Raw genomic sequence first — 25,623 nt, 5'->3', positions numbered from 1 at the left:
CAACAATGGAAAGAAGAGTACCAATCACAGTTGAAGAGGCTGTTCGTAAAGTGATGGGATTTGCTCATAACGGCTTAAAGGAGCTACTACCTATTGAATTAGCTTACGGACGTATATTAGCAGAGGATTTAGTAGCTGACCATGATGTGCCGTCATTTAATCGTTCACCGTATGACGGGTTTGCTATTAGAGCAGAAGATACGAATTTAGCAAGTTATGAAACGCCAATTGTATTTGAAGTAGTGGGTGAAATTGGTGCAGGATCGCTATTCGATGAGAAAGTAGGTCCGTTTCAAGCAGTTCGAATTATGACGGGAGCACAGATTCCGAGTGGATGTGATGCAGTTGTTATGCTAGAGCTGACCCGTCAATATGAGGAGGCTGGCAGTAAGTATATGGAATTGAAACGGTCATTCAAAACGGGCGATAATATTTCTTTTCAAGGTGAAGATGCTCGTAAAGGAACGGTTCTTGCAAAGAAAGGAACATACATTCATCCAGGCATTTCAGCTCTTCTTGCTACGTTTGGGTATAGCGAGGTGCCAGTTGCGAGAAAGCCTGTAGTTAGACTATTAGCGACTGGCAGTGAATTACTGGATGTAAACGATTCATTACAGCCAGGGAAAATCCGAAATAGTAATACGTATATGATATTGTCTCAAATCCGAAGAGCAGGCGGAAGAGTAAAGTATTTTGGGAAGTTTAGCGATGATTTTTATACGTGTTTTACGGCTGTAAAAGAAGCAATAAGCCAAGTAGATATGCTCATTACAACAGGTGGTGTATCAGTAGGGGATTACGATTATTTGCCAGCTATATATGAAAAATTAGGTGCATCAGTTCTTTTCAATAAAGTTGCAATGAGGCCAGGAAGTGTTACGACTGTAGCGCAATTAAATGGCAAGTTATTATTCGGTTTATCAGGAAATCCATCTGCTTGTTACGTAGGATTTGAATTGTTTGTAAGACCTTGTATTCGAACGTATATGTTTAGTGAAAAAGCACATGTAAAAAGAGAAAAAGCGTTATTAGGAGAAGACTTTTTAAAGCCAAATCCATTTACAAGATTTGTACGAGGAAAACTAACATATAACGAAGGGCAGTTAATCGCTTATCCGTCAGGGTTTGATAAATCTAGCTCAGTTTCTTCTCTAGCAGAGACAAATATATTTATTGTACTTCCAGGTGGTACGAGAGGGTATAAAAAAGATATGTTCGTAGATGTTCTCTTGTTGGAAGATAACGAAGGTAGTGAATGGCCTTGGACATTTTATAAAGTGAGAGGTGATTCTAATGGGACAAGTGCTATTTGAAATTGTAGATATACCGATTGTAGTTGAAGAAGTAACAAATAAGGTTGCAAGAAGAGACGCAGGTGCGATTACAACTTTTATTGGTACAGTGAGAGAATTAACAAAAGGAAGACGAACGCTACATTTAGAGTATGAAGCATATGAAACGATGGCAGTAAAACAACTTATGAGAATTGGTGAAGAAATTAGTGAAAGATGGCCGGACGCAAAAATAGCAATTACGCACCGAGTAGGCCGGCTAGAAATAATGGATATTGCGGTAGTCATCGCAGTTTCATCACCGCATCGCAAAGTAGCTTATGAAGCGAATGAATACGCAATTGAACGTATAAAGCGAATCGTCCCAATATGGAAAAAAGAATTTTGGGAAGATGGGACGATGTGGATTGGCGATCAACTTGAAAATACACCATATCCAGCAGGAAAACCGAAGAAGGAAGAATGAGAAAATGATTACAATTTTACTGTTTGCAAATTTGCGTGAGGAAGTCGGGTTAGATCGATTCGTAATTTCCGAAAAACAAGAAATGACTGTGCAGCAATTAAAAGAATGGCTCAAAGCAAACTATAGTTTACAATCGCTTGATAGTGTGATGGTGGCTGTTAATGAAGAGTTTGTAACGAATGAAGAGATGATACGAGCTGGAGATATTGTCGCATTCATCCCGCCTGTTAGTGGTGGATAATAAGCGTTTCTTGAAACGATAAGAAGATGCTATATATAAATTCGAATACGAGAAGGGATGAGTTCTATGCTTACTCAAGAACAAATAATGAATGCGTTAAAACATGTAGAGGATCCAGAATTACACAAAAGTATTGTGGAGTTAAACATGGTTAGAAATATACAAATGAATGGAACAGAGGTTAAACTTGAAGTAGTGCTAACGATTCAAGGATGTCCGTTAAAAGCAAAAATTCAACAAGATATTGAAGAATCACTTTACGCAATTGGTGCATCAAAAGTAGATTTAACATTCGGTTCTATGACAAAAGAAGAACGTGCAGTCTTAACAGAGAAGTTAAAGAAAAATACTAGAACAGAAACTGGTATGCCAAGCATGCTTCGTCCTGATTCAGGAGTACAATTTCTTACTGTAACGAGCGGAAAAGGTGGAGTCGGAAAATCAACTGTAACAATTAATCTTGCAACGGCTTTAGCTCGTATGGGCAAAAAAGTGGGGATATTAGATGCAGATATATATGGTTTTAGCATTCCAGCTATGATGGAAACGAATCAAAAACCAACGATGATTGATCAAACAGCAATTCCAGTTATTAGTCACGGTGTTAAAATTATGTCTATGGGATTTTTTACAGAAGGAAATAATCCGGTTATGTGGCGCGGACCGATGTTAAATAAATGGATTCAAAATTTCCTTGCGAATACGCACTGGGGAGAATTAGATTATTTACTTCTTGATTTACCACCTGGTACAGGAGATGTTGCTATTGATGTTGCAGCAATGATTCCGCAGGGGAAAGAAATTATCGTTACAACACCACATAATGTAGCTTCATTCGTAGCATCTAGAGTAGGCGTAATGGCAAAACATACGAAACACGAGATTTTAGGTATTGTGGAAAATATGGCTTATTATGAAGAACAAGATGGATCGAAAAATTATCTGTTTGGAAAAGGCGGCGGCGAAATGTTAGCAGAACAATTGCAAACAGAAGTAATCGCACAAGTACCTTTTGCAAAACGTGAAGAAAATAGCGGTTCATCTGTATATGATGAAGATTCTCTTGTTGGAGAAGTGTTTACATCGTTAGCAGAAGATATTATTTATAAAGGATAGAGGAGGGATTTTTATGGTGTGTAATATCGATCATTCTATTGAAGATGTAATGAATAAACTTGAAAGTCAAAAGAGTTTTTTATCTGAAGAGATTTTTAAAGGATTAAAAAATTTTTTGCAAGGTAATCACTCACAAGAAATATTAAATGATGTCTTTCATCTTCTAAAAAAGTATGACTTAGTTAGTGAAGAAGAAAGAGAGACGAGAAATACTCAATTATTGCTGATTATAAAATAAATAAGCTTTGGCTTTTGTTTTGTAACAGGAGGGGTAAATGTAATGAATATGAAGAAGATGATTGAAACGATAGAAGCAACAAAAATGACTGATGAAGAATTATCGATTGCTCATTTACATCAAAAGCTCGTGAAGCTATATAGTCAAAAAAATGTTGCTCATTATACGGAGTTATTAAAATATATTTTATCCTTATCCGTGCAGCTTGATTTACATTTCGTATTGAAATATTTTGGTGTGCGACCGGTTGTTGCTATAGACGAGCGTATGCAATTTCAAGAGATATTTAAATGCTTAGCTAATAAGGATGATAATGGGGAATGGTTTTTAAATTTCGTTTCTTTATATGTAGGGCTAATTGTAGTTCTTCACTTTGATGAAAAAGTGATTGAGAGAAGTTTTTTTGATGCTATGGTAGTGGGTGAAGGGAATGAAATATAAGGATCTTGCCTATAACATCTTTCTATTTAATAGCTATAATTAGTCTTTTGATTGGCTATGTAAATATGAAGGTAACGAATTAATAAAAAGTGTTCTTCAGTTGTTTCCATCGTTTTTTCATGTTACCATTAAGCGAATTTTTCATAGGGAGAGAAAGCGATGAAATGGATTTATTTTATTCTTATTAATGTTATAGCTTTTAGCCTTATGGGGCTTGATAAACGGAAAGCGAAGAAGAAACAGTGGAGAACGCCAGAAAGTACGTTGTTTTTATCAGCAGCAGCTGGGGGAGCAGTTGGAGCTTGGATCGGTATGTATATGTTTCATCATAAAACTCATAAAAAGAAATTTGTTTTCGGCATACCGTTACTTGTTGTAATAACGGTATGTTTATTATTCGTTGTATGAGAAATGTCGAAAGAAATGCAGATTGATTATTGGTAAAGTGAGCACGTGGGAACGTATAATGGAGAAAAAATGAGAAGAGGAGAAAAAGGAAGATGGGGAGTCAATCAGCAGAGCAAAAAAAAGGGATTATATATGCGGCTGGTGCGTATACGATGTGGGGAATACTACCAATCTATTGGAAATGGGTTGAGGAAGTTCCAGCAGATGAAATATTAGCACACCGCATCGTTTGGGCGTTCGTGTTTATGTTAATCGTATTAGGTGTTACGAAGAGATTTCGTCAGTTTATTGGAGAGTTCGTGAATCTTTTTAAACGACCTAAATTATTAATGTCATTAACAATAGCTTCAGTCTTGATTAGCGGAAACTGGTTTGTCTACATATGGGCCGTTAATCATAATCATGTTATTGAAGCAAGTCTTGGCTATTATATTAATCCGCTTATTAGTATTTTACTTGGTACAGTCGTTTTAAAGGAAAAGTTAAACTTTTGGCAATACGTTGCAGTTGGTTTAGCTGGAGTAGGGGTTATCATTTTAACAGTACGTTTCGGGGCTATTCCGTGGGTTTCTTTATCACTTGCCCTTTCATTTGGATTATATGGATTAACAAAAAAAATGTTAAACTATGATGCGACAATTGGACTTACGATGGAAACGATGTTAGTAACGCCGTTTGCGATTATTTATTTAGTAATGACAGGAGTACATGGTTTCGGCTCATTTGGCTCGATCTCAATGTTATCGACATTACTATTAATAGGAGCGGGCATTGTTACAGCATTGCCACTTTTTTATTTTGCAAAAGGAGCCCAACTTATTCCGCTTTATATGGTAGGTTTTTTACAATATATTGCACCAACAATTAGTTTGATTTTAGGTGTATTCGTATTTGGTGAACATTTCACATCTACTCATATGATTGCATTTTTCTGTATATGGGTTGCATTAGTTGTATTCTCGGTAGCGAAAACAAAGTTCTTGGTGCAGAAACAACCGAAATTTATAAAAAATAAATCAGCAAAAGTATCGTAATGCGTAGTATTTTCTACGCATTTTTCTTTATACTGATACTATAGGATTTCCATTATAGCTAGTAGGGAGCTGAGAACGTGGAAACGATTTTACATAACGATCCGCTTATGGCCGCTGTAATTTCATGGTTTTTAGCACAATTAACGAAAGTAGTCTTTAAATTATTTAAAACGGGTGAATTTGATTTTGCAAAGTTTTTCGCTTCAGGTGGGATGCCAAGTTCTCATGCTTCAACTGTTACAGCACTGGCGACAGGTGTTGGCGTTGTGGAAGGTGTGGAAAGTACTTTATTTGCAATTGCTGCTATTTTTGCCATTATAGTTATGTATGACGCTTCAGGAGTAAGGCTTGCAGTAAGTAAACAGGCGAAAATATTGAATGAGTTTTTTCACGGTAGACAAACAGAATATAAGAAGTTAAATGAACTTGTCGGGCATACGCCGTATGAAGTAGTAGTTGGTGCTTTATTAGGGATTATTGTCGGAGTAGGATATTGTTTATAAGCAGAGCATCTTATATGTTCTGCTTTTCTTTGTATTCATACATATTCAGCTGCTTTCTTGAATATCGTTATACGGATTTCGAAAGGGTGGGTGAGTAACTTGTTATTATATGAAAAAGTGCATGAAGAAATAGCGAGAAGAGCAACTGCACTTCAAACGATGCAACGGCAAGATGGTACGTGGCGATTTTGTTTTGAAGGAGCTCCATTAACAGATTGCCATATGATTTTTTTATTAAAATTATTAGGTAGAGATAAAGAGATAGAACCGTTTGTAAAAAGGTTAGCATCACTTCAAACAAATGAAGGAACGTGGAAATTGTTTGAAGATGAAGTGGGAGGTAATTTATCAGCTACCATTCAATCTTATGCCGCCTTACTTGCTTCGCAAAAATATACAAAAGAAGATGCGAATATGAAGCGAGCGGAAAATTTCATTAAGGAACGCGGAGGCGTGGCGCGTGCTCATTTTATGACAAAGTTTTTATTAGCAATTCATGGAGAATATGAATATCCTTCACTCTTTCATGTACCAACACCAATCATGTTTCTACAGAATGATTCCACCCTCAGTATATTTGAATTGAGTAGCTCAGCACGTATCCATTTAATTCCGATGATGGTGTGTTTAAATAAAAGATTTCGAGTAGGGAAAAAGTTATTGCCAAATTTAAATCACATTGCGGGCGGGGGCGGAGAATGGTTTCGGGAGGATCGGTCTCCTTTGTTTCAAACGTTATTAAGTGATGTAAAACAAATTATCTCGTATCCACTTTCGTTACATCATAAAGGATATGAGGAAGTCGAACGTTTCATGAAAGAGCGTATTGATGAAAATGGAACGTTATATAGTTACGCAACTGCCTCGTTTTATATGATTTATGCTTTACTTGCGTTAGGGCATTCTCTTCAATCATCAATGATTCAAAAGGCTATAGCTGGTATAACATCTTATATATGGAAGATGGAAAGAGGGAGTCACTTGCAAAACTCTCCTTCAACTGTATGGGATACGGCTTTACTCAGCTATGCGTTACAAGAGGCACAAGTTCCGAAAGATCACAAGATGATTCAACAGACAATAACATATTTATTAAAAAAACAGCATACAAAAAAAGCTGATTGGAGCGTACATGCTCCCGCACTTATTCCTGGCGGTTGGGGTTTTTCGGATGTAAATACGACAGTTCCAGATGTTGATGATACAACTGCTGTACTAAGAGTGTTGGCAAGAAGTAGAGAGAATGAAAAGGTAAATAATGCTTGGCAGAAAGGGATTGATTGGGTTAAAGGATTACAAAATAATGATGGGGGCTGGGGAGCGTTTGAAAAAGGTGTGACGAGCAAATTATTAGCAAATTTACCAATCGAAAATGCAAGTGATATGATTACAGATCCTTCCACACCAGATATTACAGGAAGAGTGTTAGAGCTTTTCGGGACATATACGCAAAATGAATTACCTGAGAAACAAAAACAAAGTGCGATAAATTGGTTAATGAATGCACAAGAGGAAAATGGATCATGGTATGGGAAATGGGGGATTTGTTATATATATGGTACGTGGGCTGTTATGACAGGTTTACGGTCACTCGGAATTCCATCTAACAATCCATCATTGAAACGAGCAGCTTTATGGCTTGAACATATACAGCATGAAGATGGTGGATGGGGAGAATCATGCCAAAGTAGTATGGAGAAAAGATTCATTACTTTACCATTTAGTACACCATCTCAAACAGCATGGGCGTTAGATGCTCTCATTTCTTACTATGATACAGAAACGCCAGCTATTCGAAAAGGCATTTCATATTTGCTTGCGAATCCTTATGTGAATGAAAAATATCCTACTGGAACAGGTTTACCTGGTGGGTTTTATATTCGTTATCATAGCTATGCCCAAATTTATCCGCTACTTACTTTGGCACATTATACAAAAAAATATAGAAAATAAACCGAGAGATATCTCTCGGTTTATTTTGTTGGGTAGTAGGTCCCTGTTGAAAAGAATAAGGTTGTGCTTTCCTTATTTTTCAGTTGACTGGCGTTTTTGACGTGCATCAGCGGCATTTGCACGTGCGTTTGCTTCTAAGTCATTGTGGTCAGCAAGTTCACGAGAGAACTCTACATCAATGCCATCAGTAGCTTTGTTTTGTTTGAAATTTTTTTTGTTCATTCGACACAATCTCCTTGCACTTTATCCCGCTTTAATGGGCAGTAAGACCCCCACCTTAAAATTCAGTGAAAGCAAAGAAGTTAGGGGGGACGGGCTGCCCATAAAAGTCCGATTGGTGAGGGCTGATAATCAGTGGAGATGAAGAAAATCCCCACTGATTAAAGTTTCACTTTATGCGACGTTGCAAAGTTAGTTTGACACAAATAGACTTTTTTATACAAAGAGGAATTGGAAAGTAAAAAGCCGAAATATACAGTATAAGTAATAGAAATGGGGGATAGGTATGGAGTTTTTAAACGGGAAAACAGCTGTTGTAACAGGAGCTGCACAGGGAATTGGAAAAGAGATTGCAAGGGTGTATGCAAAACTAGGGGCGAAAGTATTAATTAGTGATGTAAATGAAGAGAAATTACAAAAAACGACACGTGAGTTCTTGGATGAAGGATATGAAGTGAGCTTATATCGATGTGATGTGAGTAATCAAAATGAAGCAAAGTCGTTAATTGAATATGCCGTTCAAAAATTCGGGACATTATATATTTTGGTGAATAACGCTGGGATTACAAGGGATGCAATGTTACATAAAATGGAGAAGTCTGCTTGGGAACAAGTATTACAAGTGAACTTAACTGGAGTTTTTTATTGTATGCAACCAGCGCTGCTTTACATGAGACAACAAGGGTATGGACGTATTATTAATATATCTTCAATTAGTAGAGAAGGAAACATAGGTCAAGCAAACTATGCAGCTACGAAGGCAGGCGTTGTAGGTTTAACGAAAACGGCAGCGAATGAAAAGAACCTGACCGGATAGGTCAGGTTCTTTCTCTTTAATTTAAGTTAAGCCAAACGCTCTTCACTTCTGTATAGTTATTTAATGCATAAGATCCCATTTCACGGCCAAGACCGGATTGTTTAAATCCTCCAAATGGAGATGCTGCATCAAAGACGTTATAACAGTTTACCCATACTGTACCAGCACGTACTTTACTTGCAACGTAGTGTGCTGTTTTAACATTTTCTGTCCACACACCAGCTGCTAAGCCGAATTGTGATTTATTTGCACGTTCAATTACTTCATCAATATCGTTAAACGGTATAGCAGAAATAACTGGACCGAAAATTTCTTCTTTTGCAATCGTCATTTCATCATTTACGTCAGCGAATACTGTAGGAGAAACGAAGTAGCCTTGATCAAATGGATTACTTCCTCCGCAAAGTACTTCAGCACCTTCTTCAATCCCTTTTTCGATGTAGCCCATTACACGTTTTTGTTGTTCTTCGGAAACGAGAGGACCGATTGTAGTTTCTGGACTTAAGCCAGCACCTTGATTTAATTTTTTAGAGTAAAGGACAAGGTCAGCCATGACATTATCATACATTTTCTTCGGAACAAATAAACGTGATCCAGCAGAGCATACTTGTCCTTGGTTAAACATAACACCAGAAAGTGCACCAGGAATCGCGCGAGATAAATCAGCATCTGGCAAGATGATATTTGGTGATTTACCGCCTAACTCAAGTGTAACACGCTTTAATATTTCTTATACCCCCGTTATTGGTCAAAATATGTATTGTACTTATATTATAACACTAAAAGTGTTTATATGTAAGGTATAATGAGTTTTTTTGAAATAGCCCAATATATAATTTATTGGACAAAATAGAGATAATAAAATAAGATAGAGTTAGATACTAATTCAGAGAAATGATAATAGTAAAAGTAAGTATATTAAACAAAATTAAAAGAGAGTACATAGGGAGAAATTCTTTTATGAATAAGGGGAAGTGAATAAAATAATGGATTATAAATTTGTTCGTAAAGAAACTACTGTAAATGAAATCATTAGAGGGAAAATGAGAAATATAAAAGTGATTACAATAGGTGTATTGGAGGAAAGTACAGGTATTGTATATCCGCACCCTATATCAGAGTTCATAAAAAAACAGTATGAGTTTTACGGGAGATCATTAAACAGTGCTGATGCACCTGCACGGGTAGTGTGTCGTTTCTTGAATTTTTGTTTACAAAAGATTGAAGAAGGACATGAAGAATTTATTGATTTGAAAGATAAGGGAATCCACGGATTACAACGTAGACATGGTAGTCAATATTTAACACATTGTTCTTTAGAGGGATTACAAAAATCAACAGTAGAATATTATGAAAAATACCTTTCTGCATTTTATGTATTTTTGAAAAAAATGAATTGGATAGAAGAAGATTTTCCTTTAGAGGAAAAAAAGAATTCTAGTGGTGATGCTGTTTATGGTTCATTATTTAGAGAACCAGAATTAGGAACAAGATTCCCTTCACGAGATACAAGTAAAAGAAAAGTGGCAAAGTTAAAGGATTTTGGAGAAGACCGAAAACAATTAACAACCCACTTCATTCGAACAGCTATGGACGTTGCAGAAGACATAGCTCTAGGATTATGTTTTCAATTTTATGGCGGATTGAGAAGAGGGGAAGTTGTTAATGTTTCTAGAGGGGATTTGATTGTAAGCGAAGGCGAATCAATGGAAGTACAAATAAGGGATAATCGTAACAAATTCTTTTCTCGTCTAAAGGATACAAAATCAGAGAACCCTAAAAGACTCAATTACTTACAAACAGAGATGGCTAGACAGACTATTTTAGATAATGACCTCGTTTGGGAAGTATATCGAAAACATCATAAAAGACTAGATTACATGATTAAGAGGGGTATATGCAAGAATCCGAGCGCTCTGTTCCTAAACGGTGATGGAGAAGCGATGTCTGGTAAAGTGTATGATAGGCGTTTTCAGAAAGTAAAAAAGGTATTTCTTGAATCGTTAATGGGGCATAAAGATTATGACCTTTTAACGGATACGTTTTGGTCCACACATATCGGTCGAGGAGTGTTCACAAACATGCTAATTGATATGGGATTTACTCCTACGCAACTAGCAATAGCGCGTGGAGATCGAAATCTATCGTCTGCTATGTCATACATTGACCAAACGTTGACGACAGAACAAATACAAGAAGCTGTAAATGATTTTAAAAAATACCCTACTGAAAAATTAGGTGTTATAGATTATGACCATGTGAAGAAGTGGAAGAACAAATTATAAAATTATAAGGCGGGAGAATCATTGGAACAAGGGTGGATTACAAAATCGAAAGTAATTAAATGTGGAAAATACAAAAAGATTTCAACACATGCTAATGGATTTAAATATTGGTTAAAACAAGGTCATCTAACTACAAAAGAAGGTAGAGGAGAAAATGGAAAACCTGCGACTCTTTTCAATATAAAAGAATTAGATGATTTGATGAAAAAAATAAAAGAAATGGAAAAAAATTATCTAAATGAAAAAGAAGTGGCTAAAAAGCTTGGGTTTACAGGTACTTTTACGGGCAATAGTGTTGCAGGTAGAAGTAAAATAGCTGAAATTATTTCTCTTTGTGATTTGGAAAGAATTGAATACAAATACTACAAAAATGGTTTCGATAAAACTTTTTTATATGTAAATAAGGAGCAAATACTTCGCTTTATTAAAACACATATAACTAACGTGGAATTGGCGAAAAAATACAATATAAATTATGCACAGTTTGACATAGTGGATAAACGAAATAACCTCAAAAGAAAACGTTTCACTAGAATGGTATGGTTTTATCATATAGAGGATATTAAACATTTTAAAGTGTTTGACACAAATTTGGATGATTACTATACAAGAGAGGAAACGAATACTATTCTTGGGATGAAAAATCATATACTTCAGTTATTTACCAAAGAGGGAGAAATAGAACCAGTTAAGTTAAACGCTAGAAATTATTACTCAAAAAAAGCTGTTAAAGAAATTGCAAAAAAAATGAAGGAAAGTAAAGAAAAATATTGTCCTGCAAATGAAATTGTTAATATTTGTGGTGTAACAGTTAATCAACCTACGGCTGTTTTTACGAAAATCGAAACAAATGCCATTATAAGATATGCATTTAGAACGAACGCTTCATTTGTATTTCCATTGGAAGAAGTACAAGAATACAAAAATAAACTTGATATGCAAGATAAAATAAAAAGAATTCTTTCAGAAAAAACGTCAGTAGAAGCATTTGAAGAATGGCTGACATTGAAAGATATTTCTTTTTCTGAAAATAGTCTATATACAGAACGAGAATGGTATTCATACTGCAAACAAAAGTTGTCGCTGTCTGAAAGCAGTAACAAAGGTATGAGAAATTTGATAAAAAAGTATGTTAATTGTACGGAAATTTTATCAAACTTAACGTTAGAAAAAGAATTGTATTCATTCACTTCTAACGAAATCAATCTTAATTTTTTCAATCCTTCAATACCTGTGAGTACGCAAGAATATTTGTATACCTTCTTAAAGGAATTCCATGCAAAATTAATTATATTTTTAAATAAACAAGGAGAACAAAAGAAACCATTTGATATGAATAGGATTATTAATCCTTATCAATATGAGGTGGAAGAAAAGCCAAAAGAAGTCTATGAGTATGACGAGTACATAAAAGTATACGATTACGTTCAAGAAGAAGATCATAAGCATAAAGCAATTTCTGATGCGGAAAAGATTATAAATGGTGCAGATGCAAAAAGAATATCTTATTACGCTTCTGCGTGGTTGTATGTATTGACTCACTTGGGTAACGCTTGGCGTCATGGAGATGTATTGGATATGCCAATGATTGATTTCGAATCGGTCGGAATTAATTCTCTAGAAACATTAAAAGCGCGGGATTTAACAAAAGAAGAAGCAAATGCGATAATCAATCAAATCAAACGAAAAGATTTGACAGTGAATAAAACAGGCGCAACGAATCGCTTTAATTGTCCAGAAGATTTAGTTGTTTCATTTGCAACAGCGGCTGTTATTTGCTCGATTGTCGCTAAAGAACGAACAAGCATTATCATTCCTTCAAATTCTACTAAAACGAGAATCGTAGATTTTGGTATAAAAGATGATAGTTATTTCCGTATCAAGTCTCACAAAGCTTTCTTTAAAGATTTTAAAATCAAAGATTTTCAATTCCAAAGTCTTAAAATGAATCGTACAGTATTAGTGTTGATATATATGGTTCTTGTAAAGAAAGGAAAAGGAAGTGCAGCTTTAGAACTGGCTCAACGATTACGAGCACACGAGGATTTTGAAACTACTAACATCTATCTTGTGATTCCACAACATGAACTGGACGCATTAAGTGAAAGCTTATTTAATCGTAAGAATTTTGGGTATATCCCTGATTTGATGGCTGACATTTTGCTTGGAGATACGAAAGATAGAGAACAAAGAACACAAGAAATATTGGTTCTAAGTACAACGTTTGGTGGTATTCATAAATTGGAAGCAACTTCTGGATTTATGAATAGAGTTTTAGCGGAGCGACAAAAAGTAGCAGATCAAATTTTCGGAATGGGTTTGGATAAAGTCACAGATTTAATGTTTGATTTGGAAGTTAATGCTTTGACAAGTAAAGAAGAAAATTACCAATGTCTTGTTTCTCCAAACTGTCAAAAACCACATTTGGAATCTTGTAAAGATTGCCCATTCGCTATTCCAAACTTTTATTCACTCTCTTCTCTCGTAGAAGGCTTTAAAGCGTCCATTTTGGAGTTTGTTAAAGATTTCAACCCAACTACCTTCGAAGGTGAAAAAACGCGCCTTATGAACGTGTTATACAAGGATTTAGACCATTTACATCGTGCCATGCAGAAGTTTGGGGAAGAGGAAGTATTTCATTTCTTCGAAAGAGGAAAAGAAGAATATAACGAGTTAGTAGATTTGATTGGAGAAGTACAAACAAAAACGGGTGAGGATTTTGATGAGTATCTAACATACAATCCAAAATATTTATCGTAGTACAGGGGGAGCAAATATGTCCGTAATAGATAGTCCAGTGAAAGAAATAGAACTCGATATAGATGTTTTTTCTGATGAAGCATTTGATATTAAAAAAAGTATTATCGAGGCTAAAGAAATTATTAAAAGATTAGAAGAAGAAAATCGCTGGGTTCGAGGTGAGTTTGAAGAGGATAAATGGGAAGTTAATACACTTTTATATAATGAAAGGTCTAATTATTATGATTTTAGCTTGTTTGATTCATTCCAATTTAATCATAAATTACCGAGTGATTTTAAAGAAATAGTGAAATGTTGGTTTATCAATATTATCGATAATAAAAAAACCGCAAAGTGGATTTTTAGTATGTTTAAAAAAGTATTCGAAGTAACAAAAGGATTTCAAACAACTGAAATAAAAACCCTCGCGGATTATATTGAATATGGAGAAACAAGTTATAATTATAGACGAGAAAATTTAATTGCATTGTGTAATTTCTTTGATTATGCTGATTTGGAAATAGCAGAGGATTACCTTCCTACTCTTGTAGAACTAAAAGGTAAAATGAGTCGCCAACAAAGTAATATAAGAAAGTTACCCTCTTCACAGTATGTATTGTCGTTTTCTTATTACTTAGAAAATCATTTTGAAACATTAATGAAAAGCTTTATTGATAAAGAAAACTTTAATAAAGAATTACTCATGGTATATCCAATCTTAATATGGTGGAGATTGACAACAATCATTCCAATGCGTGGTACGGAGTTTTCGCTGATAGAACGAGATTGTTTAATTATAGATAAAGAAAAAAATAAAGAGAAATATTATATACAATTGCCGAGAACGAAACAATCTTCAAGAAGAGTGCAAATTATGGACAAAATATTAATAGATGAAGAAATGTACCAACTAATTAAACGTTATATTGATTTAACAAATCAGTATGGAAAAACAGAAACTTTGATTTCATATCGTTCGATTATGAGTGTGAAAGACAGCAATCGCGGGTATTTGCAAAAAAATATAAGTCAATTTAATAGAGCGAATCTGGAAAAAATGATTTTTAGATTTTATAGAACAATAGAACAAGTATATGGGTTTAAAGTAGAAGAAGAGAATCAGCTTCGACCGAATGATACCAGACATATAGCGTTCATGTCTCTGATGATGCAAGGGTATAGTCCCGTTGAAATTGCACGTTTAGGTGGACACCAAACTGTTCAAACACAATTACACTATAGTGATCATAAAGAATATTGGGTGGATTGCGAAGTGTTTAAGTTAATGAAAAAAGTGAAAAACACTAGTCTCTCAACTGAACAAGTCGGAATTATTCCTGACGAAGTAAAGATGAAGGCGTATGAAGTTAGTGGAACGTATAAACAAAAAATGAAAATAGGATTTTGTAAAGACGAAGAACAAAAATGTGAATCCAAACGTTGTTATTTCTGTTCTCACTGGGGAATTTCGACCGAAGAGTATGTGGAAAAGAAAGAAACGATTCAAAAGGAAATACTTGAAATGAGAAACAATGTAAATGAAATGACAGCAGCCTTACAAAACCTAAATAAGCAATTTCTACAAGACGAATTATCAAGAAGAAATCCAGAGTTGTTAACGAAGATAAAAACGAAAGCAAATGCTATCCAGAGCGATATATACAAAATGGCATTGCTAAGTTCTAAAATAGAAGATATGGACGGAGGGGACATGTTACATGACTAAAAGAGTTGGTCGTAAGTCGAAATTAACTACGGAAGAAGTAAGAAAAGTAATTTTGATGTTTAGAGAGAATGTACAGGAAATGGGTAATATTAGTTTTTCAGAGATTCACCGTTATGCGAATGCACTTCATGAACAAGGAGCCATATCAGCTTCTACCTCTGATGCATTTTGGAGAAAAGAAGGTCGTCTCGGTCGAATGGAAGTAGAAAAAGCAAATGAGGTTTTTAGTGAAACCATAACTGTGTCCAACGGAAAAGAAGTGAAAGTGCCAAATGTAGTGGATTTGGTCAATAAAAGATATAAAGATAAAGACGATCTGTTAAAGCATTTACTCTTCATGGAAAAGCAATTTCATGAGTCGCTTGATAGAGAGAAGAAATTACAGAAAGACTTATCTAAACTACAAGAGAGTCACGATAAGGTGAAAGACGATTTGAAAAAAGAAAAAGAAAGTAAGGACAAGCTACAAGGTGTGGTATATAGGCTGTATAGAACGCTAATGGGACATGCTAACGAAGAAGTAAACCAAAAAGCGGACTATGCCATGAAAACGGCATTTGAACAGCCTACGGCTTTCCTAGAGGGGTTTAAAGAGAAAGAAGAGGTACAAGAAGGGCCGAAGGTTCTTCCCCTTGATAAGAAGCCAAAGTCTTCCTTTGCAAGTAAGTTTCGTAAATAGTCTTTGAAATGAATTAAACGAACGTGTATTCTTGTAATTTTCTGTATATTTGTTATGATTAATCTACAAGAACAAAGGAGGGGGAACTTTATGACTAAGGTTACACTAACAAATATGTGTATGATTTATGATAAAAAAAATAATAAAGTCTTAGTCCAAGATAGAATTAAATCTTGGAAAGGAATTTCATTTCCTGGAGGACATGTGGAAGATGGAGAAAGCCTAATTGATTCAGCTATAAGAGAAATAAAAGAGGAAACAGGATTAACGATTTCTAATTTAGAACCGTGTGGAATTATTTATTGGTTTAATGATGAAACTGGTGAAAAATTCTTTGTTTTTAATTATAGAACAGAAGTGTTTAATGGAGAATTGTTAGATAAAACGGACGAAGGTAGTATATTTTGGGTAGATAAAAATGAGTTATCGACACTTAATCTTGCAGAAGGGATGAAAGAAAGGTTACCAATGTTTTTAGATAAAAAACATTCGGAGGGATTTGGTGTTTGGAATGAACATAACTCTGGTCAATTGAAGTGGCAATAAAAGCTTTTTTGATACTAACCTATAAAGAACATAAAAAGAAAAAATGCCTTCGAATGAAATTATTCGGAGGCATTTTAATATTAGTATCCTAGTTCTTTTTTTAATCTAGCTGTTTTTTCTTTGAGGACTTTTAGTTTGTCTTCAAATACTTGTTGTTCTTGTTTTCGTTGTTCGCGTCGCAGTTTTACATACTCTGCAATGGGGATTGTTTTTAATTCAATTCCTTCATCCTCGTCTTCTTCTAGAAAATTGTCCTCTTCATTAAGAGACATAAAAAGTCCCTCCTAGTCATGCAGGACCCCCACCCAGTAACAGTATATGCCTTACCAGTAAAGAGTTTCCTAACAAAATGCAGGATGCGCCCATAATAGTATATGCGGAGCATTTCAACGAAATACAGGATTCCGAGTCCAATAATCGTATATGTGTATTTGTACTTAAAAGTGAGTTAAAAATAGAGGTTTTAGAAGGAGTTAGCGAATCATTTCGACCAATAGGTGTTGGGCGAAATGCAAATAACCTATGAGGCACAAGGAGAAATTAAAAGTGACCAAGAAAAAACGTACCTATAACATGGAAGATGCTTGGCGCATAATTTGCTTACCGACTGGAGTAGAACCAGTAAATGCAATTTTATCAACGAGTGGATGATTAACAAGAGCTTGTCCAGCTGATTCATCGAATCCAGGAACGATATTAATAACACCTTTCGGGAATCCAGCTTCTTCAATTAATTCAGCTAAGTATAAGGCAGATAGTGGAGTTTGTTCTGCAGGTTTTAAAACGATTGTACATCCTGTAGCAAGCGCTGCTCCCATTTTCCACATTGCCATAAGAAGTGGGAAGTTCCAAGGGATAATTTGACCAACGACACCAACAGCTTCATGACGTGTATAGTTAAAATAATCACCGGAAACAGGGATTGTTTGACCAACGATTTTCGTCGCCCAGCCAGCATAATAGCGCATATGCTCAATTGCAAGTGGTATGTCTGCTGCCATTGTTTCACGGATTGGCTTTCCGTTATCTAACGTTTCAAGCTGTGCAAGCTCTTCTTTATGTTCTTCCATTAAATCAGCTAACTTGTACATAAGCCGGCTTCGCTCAGCAGTGCTCATGCGAGACCAAGGACCTTCGTCAAAAGCTATGCGAGCTGCAACGACAGCTTTATGAATATCTTCGCGACCAGCTTCAGAAACGACGGCAAGTGTTTCGCCAGTTGCTGGGTTAGGTGTGTTAAACGTTTTACCGGAAGCGCTTTTAATGAAAGATCCATTCACATATAACTTTTTTGTACCTTGAAGAAACTTTTCTACCTTTTCATGAAGATTTACAGCTAGTTGACTCATTGTATAACCCCCTTGAAAATATAATGTAAACGCAGTACGAGACGGCGTTTATTCCGAAATCAAGGATGTGGAAACTAGATGGAAAGCCTCTAATTAAAATCATAATTAACAAATACTGAAAATTCAAATTTCATTTGTGTTACAATTGTAAAAAATATGTAATGTAAGAAAGTCTTCTATATGATTATAAAAAATCCTGCTTGTTTTTGCTTTCTAGTAGGAAAAACTAGAAGAACAATGGTACAATAATACATCGTGAGAGGAGGGAGAAAAATGAAGAATTATCATGATGATCCACGCTTTCGAATCGCCCATAGAGAAGCGTTAATTGGTCTTGGACTTGCTATTATCAATTTTATAATATGGTACGGATTTGCTTATGGGCTTGGTAGTAAAAATCCAAGTGAATATACATATGTATTTGGTTTTCCAGCATGGTTTTTTTATAGCTGTATCGTTGGATTTATCGTTATGGTTATTTTACTTAGTTTAGTTGTTCGTTTTGTATTTCAAGATATTTCACTCGATGAGGAAGAAAAAAGTGAGGAATAATAGATGAATTGGTATGTAATCATTCCAATGATAATTTCGTTTATCGTTGTATTTTTAATTGGTGTATATGCTTCAAGACGTGTACAAGCGACTGCCCATAATAAATTTTTGCAAGAATATTTTTTAGGTGGGCGTGAGCTCGGTGGTTTATTATTAGCGATGACAATGATTGCTACATACGGTAGTGCTAGTAGCTTTATTGGTGGTCCTGGTATTGCTTACAATATGGGGCTTGGATGGGTATTGTTGTCTGCGATTCAAGTTGTAACAGGTTATATCGTTTTAACAGTTATCGGTAAAAAGTTTGCAATTATCGCTAGGAAGATGGAAGCCATTACTCTTATCGATTATTTAAAGGGAAGATATAATAATAAAGCAGTTGTCATACTTTCTGCGTTATGTATTATTATCTTTTTATTTTCAGCAACAGTAGCTCAGTGGGTCGGCGGTGGCCGATTAATCGAGTCGCTAACGGGTCTTTCTTATACAACAGCACTATTTTTATTTACTTTTTCTGTACTTGTGTACGTATTAATTGGTGGATTTCGTGCAGTTGCTTTATCAGATACGTTATTAGGTATCATTATGTTAGTTGGAACGACAATCATCTTAATTGCTACTGTCGTTGCCGGTGGTGGAATTGAAAAGATTATGCAGGAACTTGTTCAAATCAATCCGAATTTAATTACACCATTCGGAGCAGATGGTAGTTTAACGAAATCATATGTGACATCATTTTGGATTTTAATTGGAATTGGCGTTGTCGGTTTACCGCAAATTAGTGTGCGTGCCATGTCTTATAAAAATTCAAAAGCGATGCATCAAGCGTTAATAATTGGGACGATTGTTGTCGGTACAATTATGATTGGTATGCATTTAACGGGTGTGTTCGCACGAGTCGTACTTCCAGGTATAACGGTACCAGATAAAGTAATGCCGCTACTCGCGATGGAAGTGTTGCCACCTTGGTTAGCTGGGGTTTTCTTAGCTGCACCAATGGCAGCGATTATGTCTACAGTAAACTCGTTATTGCTACTTGTAAGTTCATCAATCATTAAAGATATATACGTAAATTACATAAATAAAGATGCGGCAGATAGTACGATTAGAAAAGGGAGTTTATGGATTACTGCTATCGTAGGACTGCTCGTTTATGCAGCAGCAATTAAACCACCTGATTTTTTAATATGGTTAAATTTATTTTCTTTCGGTGGATTAGAAGCAGCATTCATTTGGCCAATCGTATTAGGATTATATTGGAGGAAAGGAAATGCAACAGGAGCGCTTGCATCTATTTTAGTTGGGGTAAGCTCATATATGTGTATCCATCTTTTCTATCCAAATCCGTTCGGTATACATACAGTTGTCTTCCCAATTTGTTTTGCGTTTATCGCTTATATTGTTGGAAGTATGAGTGCTGTAAAGAAAACAGTATAGGTTAGTGGGAGAACGTAGTCCTTAGAGGACTGCGTTTTTTCGTATAAATTTGTTCTTTTTATTCTGTAATCCTGTGAATATTCATAAATTAATAACAATTGAGGGGATGGAGTTGAGGGTGATGAAAAAAGTATTGTTTTTAGGAGACCCGGGAATTGATGACTCTTTGGCAATTATGTATGGATTGTTACATCCTGATATTGATATTGTTGGTGTAGTAACTGGATATGGAAATGTAACGCAAGAAAAGGCGACAAGTAATGCGGCATATTTATTGCAACTGGCAGGGCGGGAAGACATACCTGTTATTAATGGTGCGAAAATCCCTTTATCTGGAGATATTACAACATACTATCCAGAAATTCATGGGGCGGAAGGTTTAGGACCAATTCGACCGCCAAAAAATCTTTCTCCAAATATAAAGCCTTTTTGTGAGTTTTTTGACATACTTGAAAAATATAAAGGAGAATTAATTATAGTTGATGCTGGTAGGTCAACGACACTTGCGACAGCATTTATTTTAGAAAAACCATTGATGAAGTATGTGAAGGAATATTATATAATGGGCGGTGCTTTTTTAATGCCTGGCAATGTGACACCAGTCGCAGAAGCTAATTTTCATGGTGATCCTATTGCGTCACAATTAGTAATGCAAAATGCCAAGAATGTGACATTGGTGCCGCTTAATGTTACATCTGAAGCTATAATTACGCCAGAGATGGTAAAGTACATTACGAAACATTCTAAAACAAGTTTTAATAAATTAATTGAACCGATTTTTACGTATTATTATAAAGCTTATAGAAAATTAAATCCGAAAATAACAGGGAGTCCAGTACATGACGTCGTTACAATGATGGTTGCGGCAAATCCCTCTATTTTGGACTATGTATACCGCCGTGTCGATGTAGATACAGTAGGGATTGCAAAAGGAGAGAGTATTGCTGATTTTCGTCCTCAACCTGATGCAAAAGCTTTAAAGAATTGGGTTCGAATTGGTTGGTCGTTACACTATAAAAAATTCCTCGAAGATTTCGTTAAAATTATGACGTAGACATAATGGGAGAATACAAGTTAAAATAATGGAGATGATTACTAAAATAATCATCTCCATTATTTTGTTTGTAAGAGATAGATAGAGAAGAGCTACACAATAGGAGAGGAATTTTACTTGAAAAAAACTATAGTATGCGCAGTGATTGTGGGTATTTTCGTTTTGCTAATATCGGGTAATTTTTTAGTGAAAAAAGTTTGGAGTTTGAATAATGATGATGCGCAGTATATCGCATCCTTTATTGAAGAACATAAAGATGAAAAAAATAGCGCGCTTCTAGTAAAAAGAAATGATAAAGTCGTTTATTCTGTAAATCCGAATGTTGTATTGCCAGTTGCTAGTACAATGAAATTAATTGTGGCGTTTGAATTTACGAAACAAGTTACGGAAGGGAAAATTGATTCGTCTAGTTTTGTTTCCATAAATGATGTGAATCGTTATTATGTACCGAATACAGATGGTGGTGCGCAAGATAGATGGCAAAGGTATTTGGAGAAGACAGGTAAGATAACTGAAGGAGCGATTTCTTTAGAAGAAGTGGCAAAAGGAATGGTTAAGTTTAGTTCGAATGCGAATGCTGAATATTTAATGGAAGTGTTAGGATTAGATAATATTAATCGGAATTTACAAAGTTTATCGCTTCCAGCACATCAGCCGCTATTTCCAATTGTTTCATCTTTGTACATTCCAGGATATTTGCATAAAGAACTACACGTTCCGAAATATAAAATAGAGAAAAAGTTAAAAGAAATGTCTCAAGAGCAATATCGTCAATATGCGATGATTATTCATGAGCGCTTAAAAAAGAAGGGACCATTATTACAGAAGGAAATTCCTCTTTATTTAGAGGAACGTTACGATAAAATTTGGTCAGATCGGTTGCCAGCTGCTTCTGCAAACGATTATATGGTACTGCTTCAAAAGGCAAATCATAAGGGTGGACTGACAGAAGCAGAAGAAAAAGTATGGGCTAACATCGTTGAAACAGATATGAGCGCTAAGAAATACCGTAAAACATTTAGACATGCAGGGCAAAAAAACGGCTATACGCCATGGACAGTTACAAAAGCAGTTTATGCGATGGATAAACGGGGGAACTGTACAGAAATAGTGTTTTTAGCAAATAATTTAAATGAGGACGACAGTGCAGAAATACGGAAACATTTAGCAAACTTGCATTTCCAAGTGTTGCAAAGTGATAAGTATGATGCGACTTTTATTAAATAAACTCGGTGCAGAGAGCACCGAGTTTATTTTTGTGTACAAGCACTTTTTTGCTATCTCTGGGTATGATGGGTAGTAATACTTAGGTGAAAGGGGAAAAGGTGATGAAACAAAGTAAAGAAGAGTTTATAAAGAGTGAAGGCGCTGATTTCCCTGGGAAAACATATGTGGATTGTGTATTACAACATGTATTTAATTTTCAACGAAATTACTTATTGAAAGATATGTTTCAAGTGCATAAAGCGCATATTACGATGCTGATGGAAGAAAATTTAATGAAAAAGGAAGAAGCTAAAGTTATATTACACGCGTTAAAAAAGGTAGAGGGAATGCCAGAAGAGCAATTGCTCTATACAGAGCAGCATGAAGATCTCTTTTTTTTAGTAGAACATTTAATTTCTCAAGAAGCAAAAAGCAATTTTGTAAGTAATATGCATATTGGTAGAAGTAGAAATGATATGGGTGTCACGATGTATCGCATGAGTTTAAGACGGTATGTATTACGATTAATGGAACATCATTTGTTATTGCAAGAGAGTATATTGCAACTTGCTGCTGATCATAAGGAAACGATTATGCCAGCTTATACCCATACACAACCAGCGCAGCCAACGACATTTGGTCATTATACGTTAGCGATTTATGATACGATGCAGAGAGATTTAGAACGCATGAAAAAAACGTACAAACTTTTAAATCAGTCCCCAATGGGAGCCGCTGCGCTAGCTACAACAAGTTTCCCAATTAAACGAGAGCGAGTTGCCGAGTTACTTGGGTTTACAAATGTAATTGAGAACTCATATGATGCTGTTGCTGGAGCGGATTATTTATTAGAAGTTAGCTCTTTACTTATGGTAATGATGACGAATACGAGCAGATGGATCCATGACTTCTTACTATTAGCGACGAAAGAATATGATGGTATTACTGTGGCGAAGCCATATGTGCAAATTAGTAGTATTATGCCGCAAAAGCGAAATCCAGTTTCCATTGAACACGCCCGTGCAATTACGAGTAGTGCTTTAGGAGAAGCATTTACAGTATTTCAAATGATTCATAATACACCATTTGGTGATATTGTTGATACAGAGGATGACTTGCAGCCATACTTATATAAAGGGATTGAAAAGACTATTCGTGTTTTTTCTATTATGAATGCAGTTATTCGAACGATGAAGGTTGAGGAAGAAACGTTGAAAAATCGTTCCTATAAACATGCAATTACGATAACTGATTTCGCAGATGCTTTAACAAAAAACTATGACATTCCATTTCGGCATGCGCATCATGCAGCGAGTGCTATTGCAAATATGTTATTGGAGCAGAAAAAGGAGCTTCATGAATTACATTTGAAAGATGTGAATATGTACTTACAAGAAAAATTTAATATAACTTTATTAGAAAAAGAGTGGAAAGAAATTATATCGCCAGAAGCTTTTATACAAAAAAGAAATGTATACGGTGGGCCGAGTAAAAAAGAAATGGAGCGCATGATTAACAATCGAAAAGAGTTATTTCGACAAGAAGAAGAGGTATTTGAAAAGGAAAAACAGAGAATTTTACAAGCTGAAAATAATTTGAATACGTTAGCTTCGAATATTATTGAATCGTAAAAGAGGGATTTAGTGAATTAATCGCCAATACCTTAATAAAACTATAAATAGAGAGAAGAGATTGTCGATGATTCAATTGCATGTATATGAAGAGATTGTTAATTTTAAAGAAGAGGTTACACCATTTCTAGAAAAGAATGAGCAGGAAAATAATCTCATATTAGGCGTATTACAAATGGTCCACCAACCGATATTTATGGGGATAGCGAAACAAGGAGAAGAAATTGCGGTTGTATTTCTTCAAACAGAAGAGAAGAAACAAATTATTGTTGCTACGTCTGAAATTACGGAAGAGGACATCGTGGAACTTGCAAAAAAATTAGCGGAAGTATATCCAAATGTTCCTGGATTAATCGGTAATAAGAAAATTGTACAGAGATTAGCCGAAGAGATTGCAGTGTTAGCAAATAAGAAAACTACTGTTGCGATGGAGCAAGGTATATATGAATTAAAACAAGTGAAGAAAAAGTGGAACGGAGATGAAGTCTTTCGAGAAGTAAATAGTGATGAGCTAACATTAATAGAACAGTGGATATACCAATTTTGTGGAGATGTGAATCTTCCTACTACGAAAGAGGAAGCAAAACAAACGGCACATACATTAATTACTAATCATCGTTTATTTGGTCTAGAAGTAGATGGAAAACTTGTTTCTGTAGCAGCAAAAACACGTCCAACTAAAAATAATATAACAGTTAATTTCGTATATACGCCGAAAGAAGAAAGGAAAAAGGGATACGCATCTAATTGTGTAGCGGCACTTAGTCAACGTATGTTAGATGAAGGTTACAAAACAACGACATTATATACGGACCTGGCAAATCCAACATCGAATAAAATTTATCAAGAAATTGGTTATGAACAAATTGCGGAGTCTGTGCTTATATTTTTAGAGAAGTAGAACAAAAAGGCGTGCTAAAATAGCACGCCTTTTTGTTATTCATCAATTCTAATAACCTCGCCTTGAGGGAAGTCTTCGGTTTCTAGTAAGTTACGAATAGCTTTTGCAACGTATTCAGGTGATAATAGCTTTCCTTCTTCTTTTAATGCGATGAATCGATCTAAATTTGTGAAGTCTTCTTTATTTGTTTCCCGAATTTGTGCTTGCATATTTGTATCAACAACACCAGGTGCAAAAGCGACGATTTTTACTGGAAATTCTTTTGCTGCTTCTTCCGTTGCCACGCACTGTGTAAACATATTTACGCCAGCTTTCGTTGTACAATAAGCGCCCCATCCGAAGTAAGGATTTTTTCCTGCACCAGATGAGATGTTTATAACACGTTTATCTACTTTCCATTCTTTCGTATGTTTCATGAAAGTAGAGGTGAGAATCATAGGTGCAAGTAAATTAATGTGAACGTTCGTAATGAATTGTTCACTTTCTGCTTTTTCAATTGGCTTCATAGGAGCAACCGTACCCGCATTATTAATTAAATGAATAGAAGATACACTGTCTTCTTGAATAGATGAAATGATTTTGTTAAAGTTCGTTTCTAAATTATGTACATCTTGAAGATCTAAGGAGTGGAAAACACAATTGCTATTATATTGTTCTGCGAGTTTCGTAAGCTCTTTATTTTCTCTTCTAGAAATAGAGATGACAGTTGTATTTTTTTCTAACAATTGTGTGGCAATAGCCTCACCTAAACCTTGTGAAGTTCCTGTTATAATAACGTAGCGCATAGTTT

24 protein-coding genes and 3 pseudogenes are annotated in these 25,623 nt (G+C 35.3%); 22 read left to right on the top strand and 5 right to left on the bottom strand.

Features of this window, described 5'->3' with window-relative positions:
- Positions 1-5 precede the first annotated feature (5 nt).
- From moeA to PDQ33_RS05870, 10 genes are all read left to right on the top strand, one after another.
- The gene (gene moeA / locus PDQ33_RS05915) at positions 6-1,313 is read left to right on the top strand and encodes a molybdopterin molybdotransferase MoeA (protein ID WP_270755053.1); all 1,308 of its coding nucleotides are present in this window, start codon (positions 6-8) and stop codon (positions 1,311-1,313) included.
- The gene (gene moaE / locus PDQ33_RS05910; protein WP_061131688.1) at positions 1,294-1,758 is read left to right on the top strand and encodes a molybdopterin synthase catalytic subunit MoaE; all 465 of its coding nucleotides are present in this window, start codon (positions 1,294-1,296) and stop codon (positions 1,756-1,758) included. Before moeA ends, moaE begins: the two co-directional genes overlap by 20 nt.
- Before the next feature lie 4 nt (positions 1,759-1,762).
- Entirely contained in the window at positions 1,763-1,999 is a 237-nt protein-coding gene (moaD, locus tag PDQ33_RS05905; RefSeq protein WP_270392994.1) for a molybdopterin converting factor subunit 1, read from the top strand.
- Positions 2,000-2,065: 66 nt separating this feature from the next.
- Positions 2,066-3,115 (top strand): P-loop NTPase, encoded by a 1,050-nt coding sequence (locus PDQ33_RS05900; protein ID WP_061131689.1) that lies wholly within the window; start codon positions 2,066-2,068, stop codon positions 3,113-3,115.
- A gap of 13 nt (positions 3,116-3,128) precedes the next feature.
- Positions 3,129-3,353 (top strand): hypothetical protein, encoded by a 225-nt coding sequence (locus tag PDQ33_RS05895; protein WP_000227057.1) that lies wholly within the window; start codon positions 3,129-3,131, stop codon positions 3,351-3,353.
- A gap of 42 nt (positions 3,354-3,395) precedes the next feature.
- Positions 3,396-3,794 carry a hypothetical protein gene (locus PDQ33_RS05890; RefSeq protein WP_048557167.1) on the top strand — a complete coding sequence of 133 codons (399 nt, stop codon included), beginning with the start codon at positions 3,396-3,398 and terminating at the stop codon, positions 3,792-3,794.
- A gap of 159 nt (positions 3,795-3,953) precedes the next feature.
- Complete coding sequence (locus tag PDQ33_RS05885) at positions 3,954-4,202, top strand: DUF1294 domain-containing protein (RefSeq protein WP_000871337.1); 249 nt, start codon at positions 3,954-3,956, stop codon at positions 4,200-4,202.
- 92 nt (positions 4,203-4,294) lie between these two features.
- Positions 4,295-5,236: an EamA family transporter RarD gene (gene rarD, locus PDQ33_RS05880; protein ID WP_061131691.1), complete on the top strand. Its 942-nt coding sequence runs from the start codon at positions 4,295-4,297 to the stop codon at positions 5,234-5,236.
- 77 nt (positions 5,237-5,313) lie between these two features.
- Positions 5,314-5,739 (top strand): divergent PAP2 family protein, encoded by a 426-nt coding sequence (locus PDQ33_RS05875; protein WP_000447815.1) that lies wholly within the window; start codon positions 5,314-5,316, stop codon positions 5,737-5,739.
- A gap of 99 nt (positions 5,740-5,838) precedes the next feature.
- Positions 5,839-7,692, top strand: coding sequence for a terpene cyclase/mutase family protein (locus PDQ33_RS05870; RefSeq protein WP_270755048.1), 1,854 nt, complete (start codon positions 5,839-5,841; stop codon positions 7,690-7,692).
- A 72-nt stretch (positions 7,693-7,764) separates the two neighbouring features.
- Here PDQ33_RS05870 and PDQ33_RS05865 read toward each other — a convergent pair whose 3' ends face one another.
- Complete coding sequence (locus PDQ33_RS05865; protein WP_001035808.1) at positions 7,765-7,914, bottom strand: YfhD family protein; 150 nt, start codon at positions 7,912-7,914, stop codon at positions 7,765-7,767.
- Between the two features lie 283 nt (positions 7,915-8,197).
- On the opposite strand from PDQ33_RS05865, the pseudogene PDQ33_RS05860 reads away from it, so the two are divergent.
- A pseudogene (locus PDQ33_RS05860) lies at positions 8,198-8,710 on the top strand (SDR family oxidoreductase); the annotation flags it as partial.
- A 34-nt stretch (positions 8,711-8,744) separates the two neighbouring features.
- Here PDQ33_RS05860 and dhaS (PDQ33_RS05855) read toward each other — a convergent pair.
- Positions 8,745-9,458, bottom strand: a pseudogene (gene dhaS, locus PDQ33_RS05855) (aldehyde dehydrogenase DhaS); the annotation flags it as partial.
- 256 nt (positions 9,459-9,714) lie between these two features.
- Between dhaS (PDQ33_RS05855) and PDQ33_RS05850 the strand changes: the two are divergent.
- From PDQ33_RS05850 to PDQ33_RS05830, 5 genes are all read left to right on the top strand, one after another.
- Positions 9,715-11,013: a hypothetical protein gene (locus PDQ33_RS05850; protein ID WP_073515864.1), complete on the top strand. Its 1,299-nt coding sequence runs from the start codon at positions 9,715-9,717 to the stop codon at positions 11,011-11,013.
- Between the two features lie 21 nt (positions 11,014-11,034).
- Positions 11,035-13,773 carry a hypothetical protein gene (locus PDQ33_RS05845; protein ID WP_270755046.1) on the top strand — a complete coding sequence of 913 codons (2,739 nt, stop codon included), beginning with the start codon at positions 11,035-11,037 and terminating at the stop codon, positions 13,771-13,773.
- A gap of 16 nt (positions 13,774-13,789) precedes the next feature.
- Positions 13,790-15,478: a site-specific integrase gene (locus PDQ33_RS05840; protein ID WP_100648802.1), complete on the top strand. Its 1,689-nt coding sequence runs from the start codon at positions 13,790-13,792 to the stop codon at positions 15,476-15,478.
- Positions 15,471-16,157, top strand: coding sequence for a hypothetical protein (locus tag PDQ33_RS05835; protein ID WP_073515861.1), 687 nt, complete (start codon positions 15,471-15,473; stop codon positions 16,155-16,157). Before PDQ33_RS05840 ends, PDQ33_RS05835 begins: the two co-directional genes overlap by 8 nt.
- 90 nt (positions 16,158-16,247) lie before the next feature.
- A complete protein-coding gene (locus PDQ33_RS05830; RefSeq protein WP_073515860.1) occupies positions 16,248-16,703 on the top strand; it encodes an 8-oxo-dGTP diphosphatase in 456 nt (151 codons plus the stop codon).
- Between the two features lie 80 nt (positions 16,704-16,783).
- Here PDQ33_RS05830 and PDQ33_RS05825 read toward each other — a convergent pair whose 3' ends face one another.
- Positions 16,784-16,975 carry a hypothetical protein gene (locus PDQ33_RS05825; protein ID WP_073515859.1) on the bottom strand — a complete coding sequence of 64 codons (192 nt, stop codon included), beginning with the start codon at positions 16,973-16,975 and terminating at the stop codon, positions 16,784-16,786.
- Positions 16,976-17,272: 297 nt separating this feature from the next.
- Positions 17,273-18,052: pseudogene (gene dhaS, locus PDQ33_RS05820) on the bottom strand (aldehyde dehydrogenase DhaS); the annotation flags it as partial.
- Between the two features lie 273 nt (positions 18,053-18,325).
- Between dhaS (PDQ33_RS05820) and PDQ33_RS05815 the strand changes: the two are divergent.
- The 6 genes from PDQ33_RS05815 (at position 18,326) to PDQ33_RS05790 (ending at position 24,833) form a co-directional block, all read left to right on the top strand.
- The gene (locus tag PDQ33_RS05815) at positions 18,326-18,604 is read left to right on the top strand and encodes a YhdT family protein (protein ID WP_000800722.1); all 279 of its coding nucleotides are present in this window, start codon (positions 18,326-18,328) and stop codon (positions 18,602-18,604) included.
- A gap of 3 nt (positions 18,605-18,607) precedes the next feature.
- Entirely contained in the window at positions 18,608-20,041 is a 1,434-nt protein-coding gene (gene panF, locus PDQ33_RS05810) for a sodium/pantothenate symporter (protein ID WP_001104829.1), read from the top strand.
- 106 nt (positions 20,042-20,147) lie between these two features.
- Positions 20,148-21,095 carry a nucleoside hydrolase gene (locus PDQ33_RS05805; protein WP_155005152.1) on the top strand — a complete coding sequence of 316 codons (948 nt, stop codon included), beginning with the start codon at positions 20,148-20,150 and terminating at the stop codon, positions 21,093-21,095.
- 117 nt (positions 21,096-21,212) lie between these two features.
- Positions 21,213-22,322: a serine hydrolase gene (locus PDQ33_RS05800; protein WP_270755044.1), complete on the top strand. Its 1,110-nt coding sequence runs from the start codon at positions 21,213-21,215 to the stop codon at positions 22,320-22,322.
- A 101-nt stretch (positions 22,323-22,423) separates the two neighbouring features.
- Positions 22,424-23,932 (top strand): argininosuccinate lyase, encoded by a 1,509-nt coding sequence (gene argH, locus PDQ33_RS05795; RefSeq protein WP_000813994.1) that lies wholly within the window; start codon positions 22,424-22,426, stop codon positions 23,930-23,932.
- Between the two features lie 67 nt (positions 23,933-23,999).
- Positions 24,000-24,833: a GNAT family N-acetyltransferase gene (locus PDQ33_RS05790; protein ID WP_048557163.1), complete on the top strand. Its 834-nt coding sequence runs from the start codon at positions 24,000-24,002 to the stop codon at positions 24,831-24,833.
- A gap of 35 nt (positions 24,834-24,868) precedes the next feature.
- On the opposite strand, the gene PDQ33_RS05785 is transcribed toward PDQ33_RS05790, so the two are convergent.
- A complete protein-coding gene (locus PDQ33_RS05785) occupies positions 24,869-25,618 on the bottom strand; it encodes a (S)-benzoin forming benzil reductase (RefSeq protein ID WP_001271062.1) in 750 nt (249 codons plus the stop codon).
- Positions 25,619-25,623 lie beyond the last annotated feature (5 nt).

This window comes from Bacillus cereus group sp. Bc031, assembly GCF_027716265.1.
GTDB lineage: Bacteria > Bacillota > Bacilli > Bacillales > Bacillaceae_G > Bacillus_A > Bacillus_A paranthracis.
This window is presented reverse-complemented; position numbering and strand designations above follow the sequence as displayed.

Bases quoted from the DNA above. Each gene is read 5' to 3' on its own strand.
- moeA (WP_270755053.1), top strand. From the start codon at position 6: ATGGAAAGAAGAGTACCAATCACAGTTGAAGAGGCTGTTCGTAAAGTG.
- moaE (WP_061131688.1), top strand. From the start codon at position 1,294: ATGGGACAAGTGCTATTTGAAATTGTAGATATACCGATTGTAGTTGAA.
- moaD (WP_270392994.1), top strand. From the start codon at position 1,763: ATGATTACAATTTTACTGTTTGCAAATTTGCGTGAGGAAGTCGGGTTA.
- PDQ33_RS05900 (WP_061131689.1), top strand. From the start codon at position 2,066: ATGCTTACTCAAGAACAAATAATGAATGCGTTAAAACATGTAGAGGAT.
- PDQ33_RS05895 (WP_000227057.1), top strand. From the start codon at position 3,129: ATGGTGTGTAATATCGATCATTCTATTGAAGATGTAATGAATAAACTT.
- PDQ33_RS05890 (WP_048557167.1), top strand. From the start codon at position 3,396: ATGAATATGAAGAAGATGATTGAAACGATAGAAGCAACAAAAATGACT.
- PDQ33_RS05885 (WP_000871337.1), top strand. From the start codon at position 3,954: ATGAAATGGATTTATTTTATTCTTATTAATGTTATAGCTTTTAGCCTT.
- rarD (WP_061131691.1), top strand. From the start codon at position 4,295: ATGGGGAGTCAATCAGCAGAGCAAAAAAAAGGGATTATATATGCGGCT.
- PDQ33_RS05865 (WP_001035808.1), bottom strand. From the start codon at position 7,914: ATGAACAAAAAAAATTTCAAACAAAACAAAGCTACTGATGGCATTGAT.
- PDQ33_RS05850 (WP_073515864.1), top strand. From the start codon at position 9,715: ATGGATTATAAATTTGTTCGTAAAGAAACTACTGTAAATGAAATCATT.
- PDQ33_RS05840 (WP_100648802.1), top strand. From the start codon at position 13,790: ATGTCCGTAATAGATAGTCCAGTGAAAGAAATAGAACTCGATATAGAT.
- PDQ33_RS05835 (WP_073515861.1), top strand. From the start codon at position 15,471: ATGACTAAAAGAGTTGGTCGTAAGTCGAAATTAACTACGGAAGAAGTA.
- PDQ33_RS05830 (WP_073515860.1), top strand. From the start codon at position 16,248: ATGACTAAGGTTACACTAACAAATATGTGTATGATTTATGATAAAAAA.
- PDQ33_RS05825 (WP_073515859.1), bottom strand. From the start codon at position 16,975: ATGTCTCTTAATGAAGAGGACAATTTTCTAGAAGAAGACGAGGATGAA.
- PDQ33_RS05815 (WP_000800722.1), top strand. From the start codon at position 18,326: ATGAAGAATTATCATGATGATCCACGCTTTCGAATCGCCCATAGAGAA.
- panF (WP_001104829.1), top strand. From the start codon at position 18,608: ATGAATTGGTATGTAATCATTCCAATGATAATTTCGTTTATCGTTGTA.
- PDQ33_RS05805 (WP_155005152.1), top strand. From the start codon at position 20,148: ATGGAGTTGAGGGTGATGAAAAAAGTATTGTTTTTAGGAGACCCGGGA.
- argH (WP_000813994.1), top strand. From the start codon at position 22,424: ATGAAACAAAGTAAAGAAGAGTTTATAAAGAGTGAAGGCGCTGATTTC.
- PDQ33_RS05790 (WP_048557163.1), top strand. From the start codon at position 24,000: ATGATTCAATTGCATGTATATGAAGAGATTGTTAATTTTAAAGAAGAG.
- PDQ33_RS05785 (WP_001271062.1), bottom strand. From the start codon at position 25,618: ATGCGCTACGTTATTATAACAGGAACTTCACAAGGTTTAGGTGAGGCT.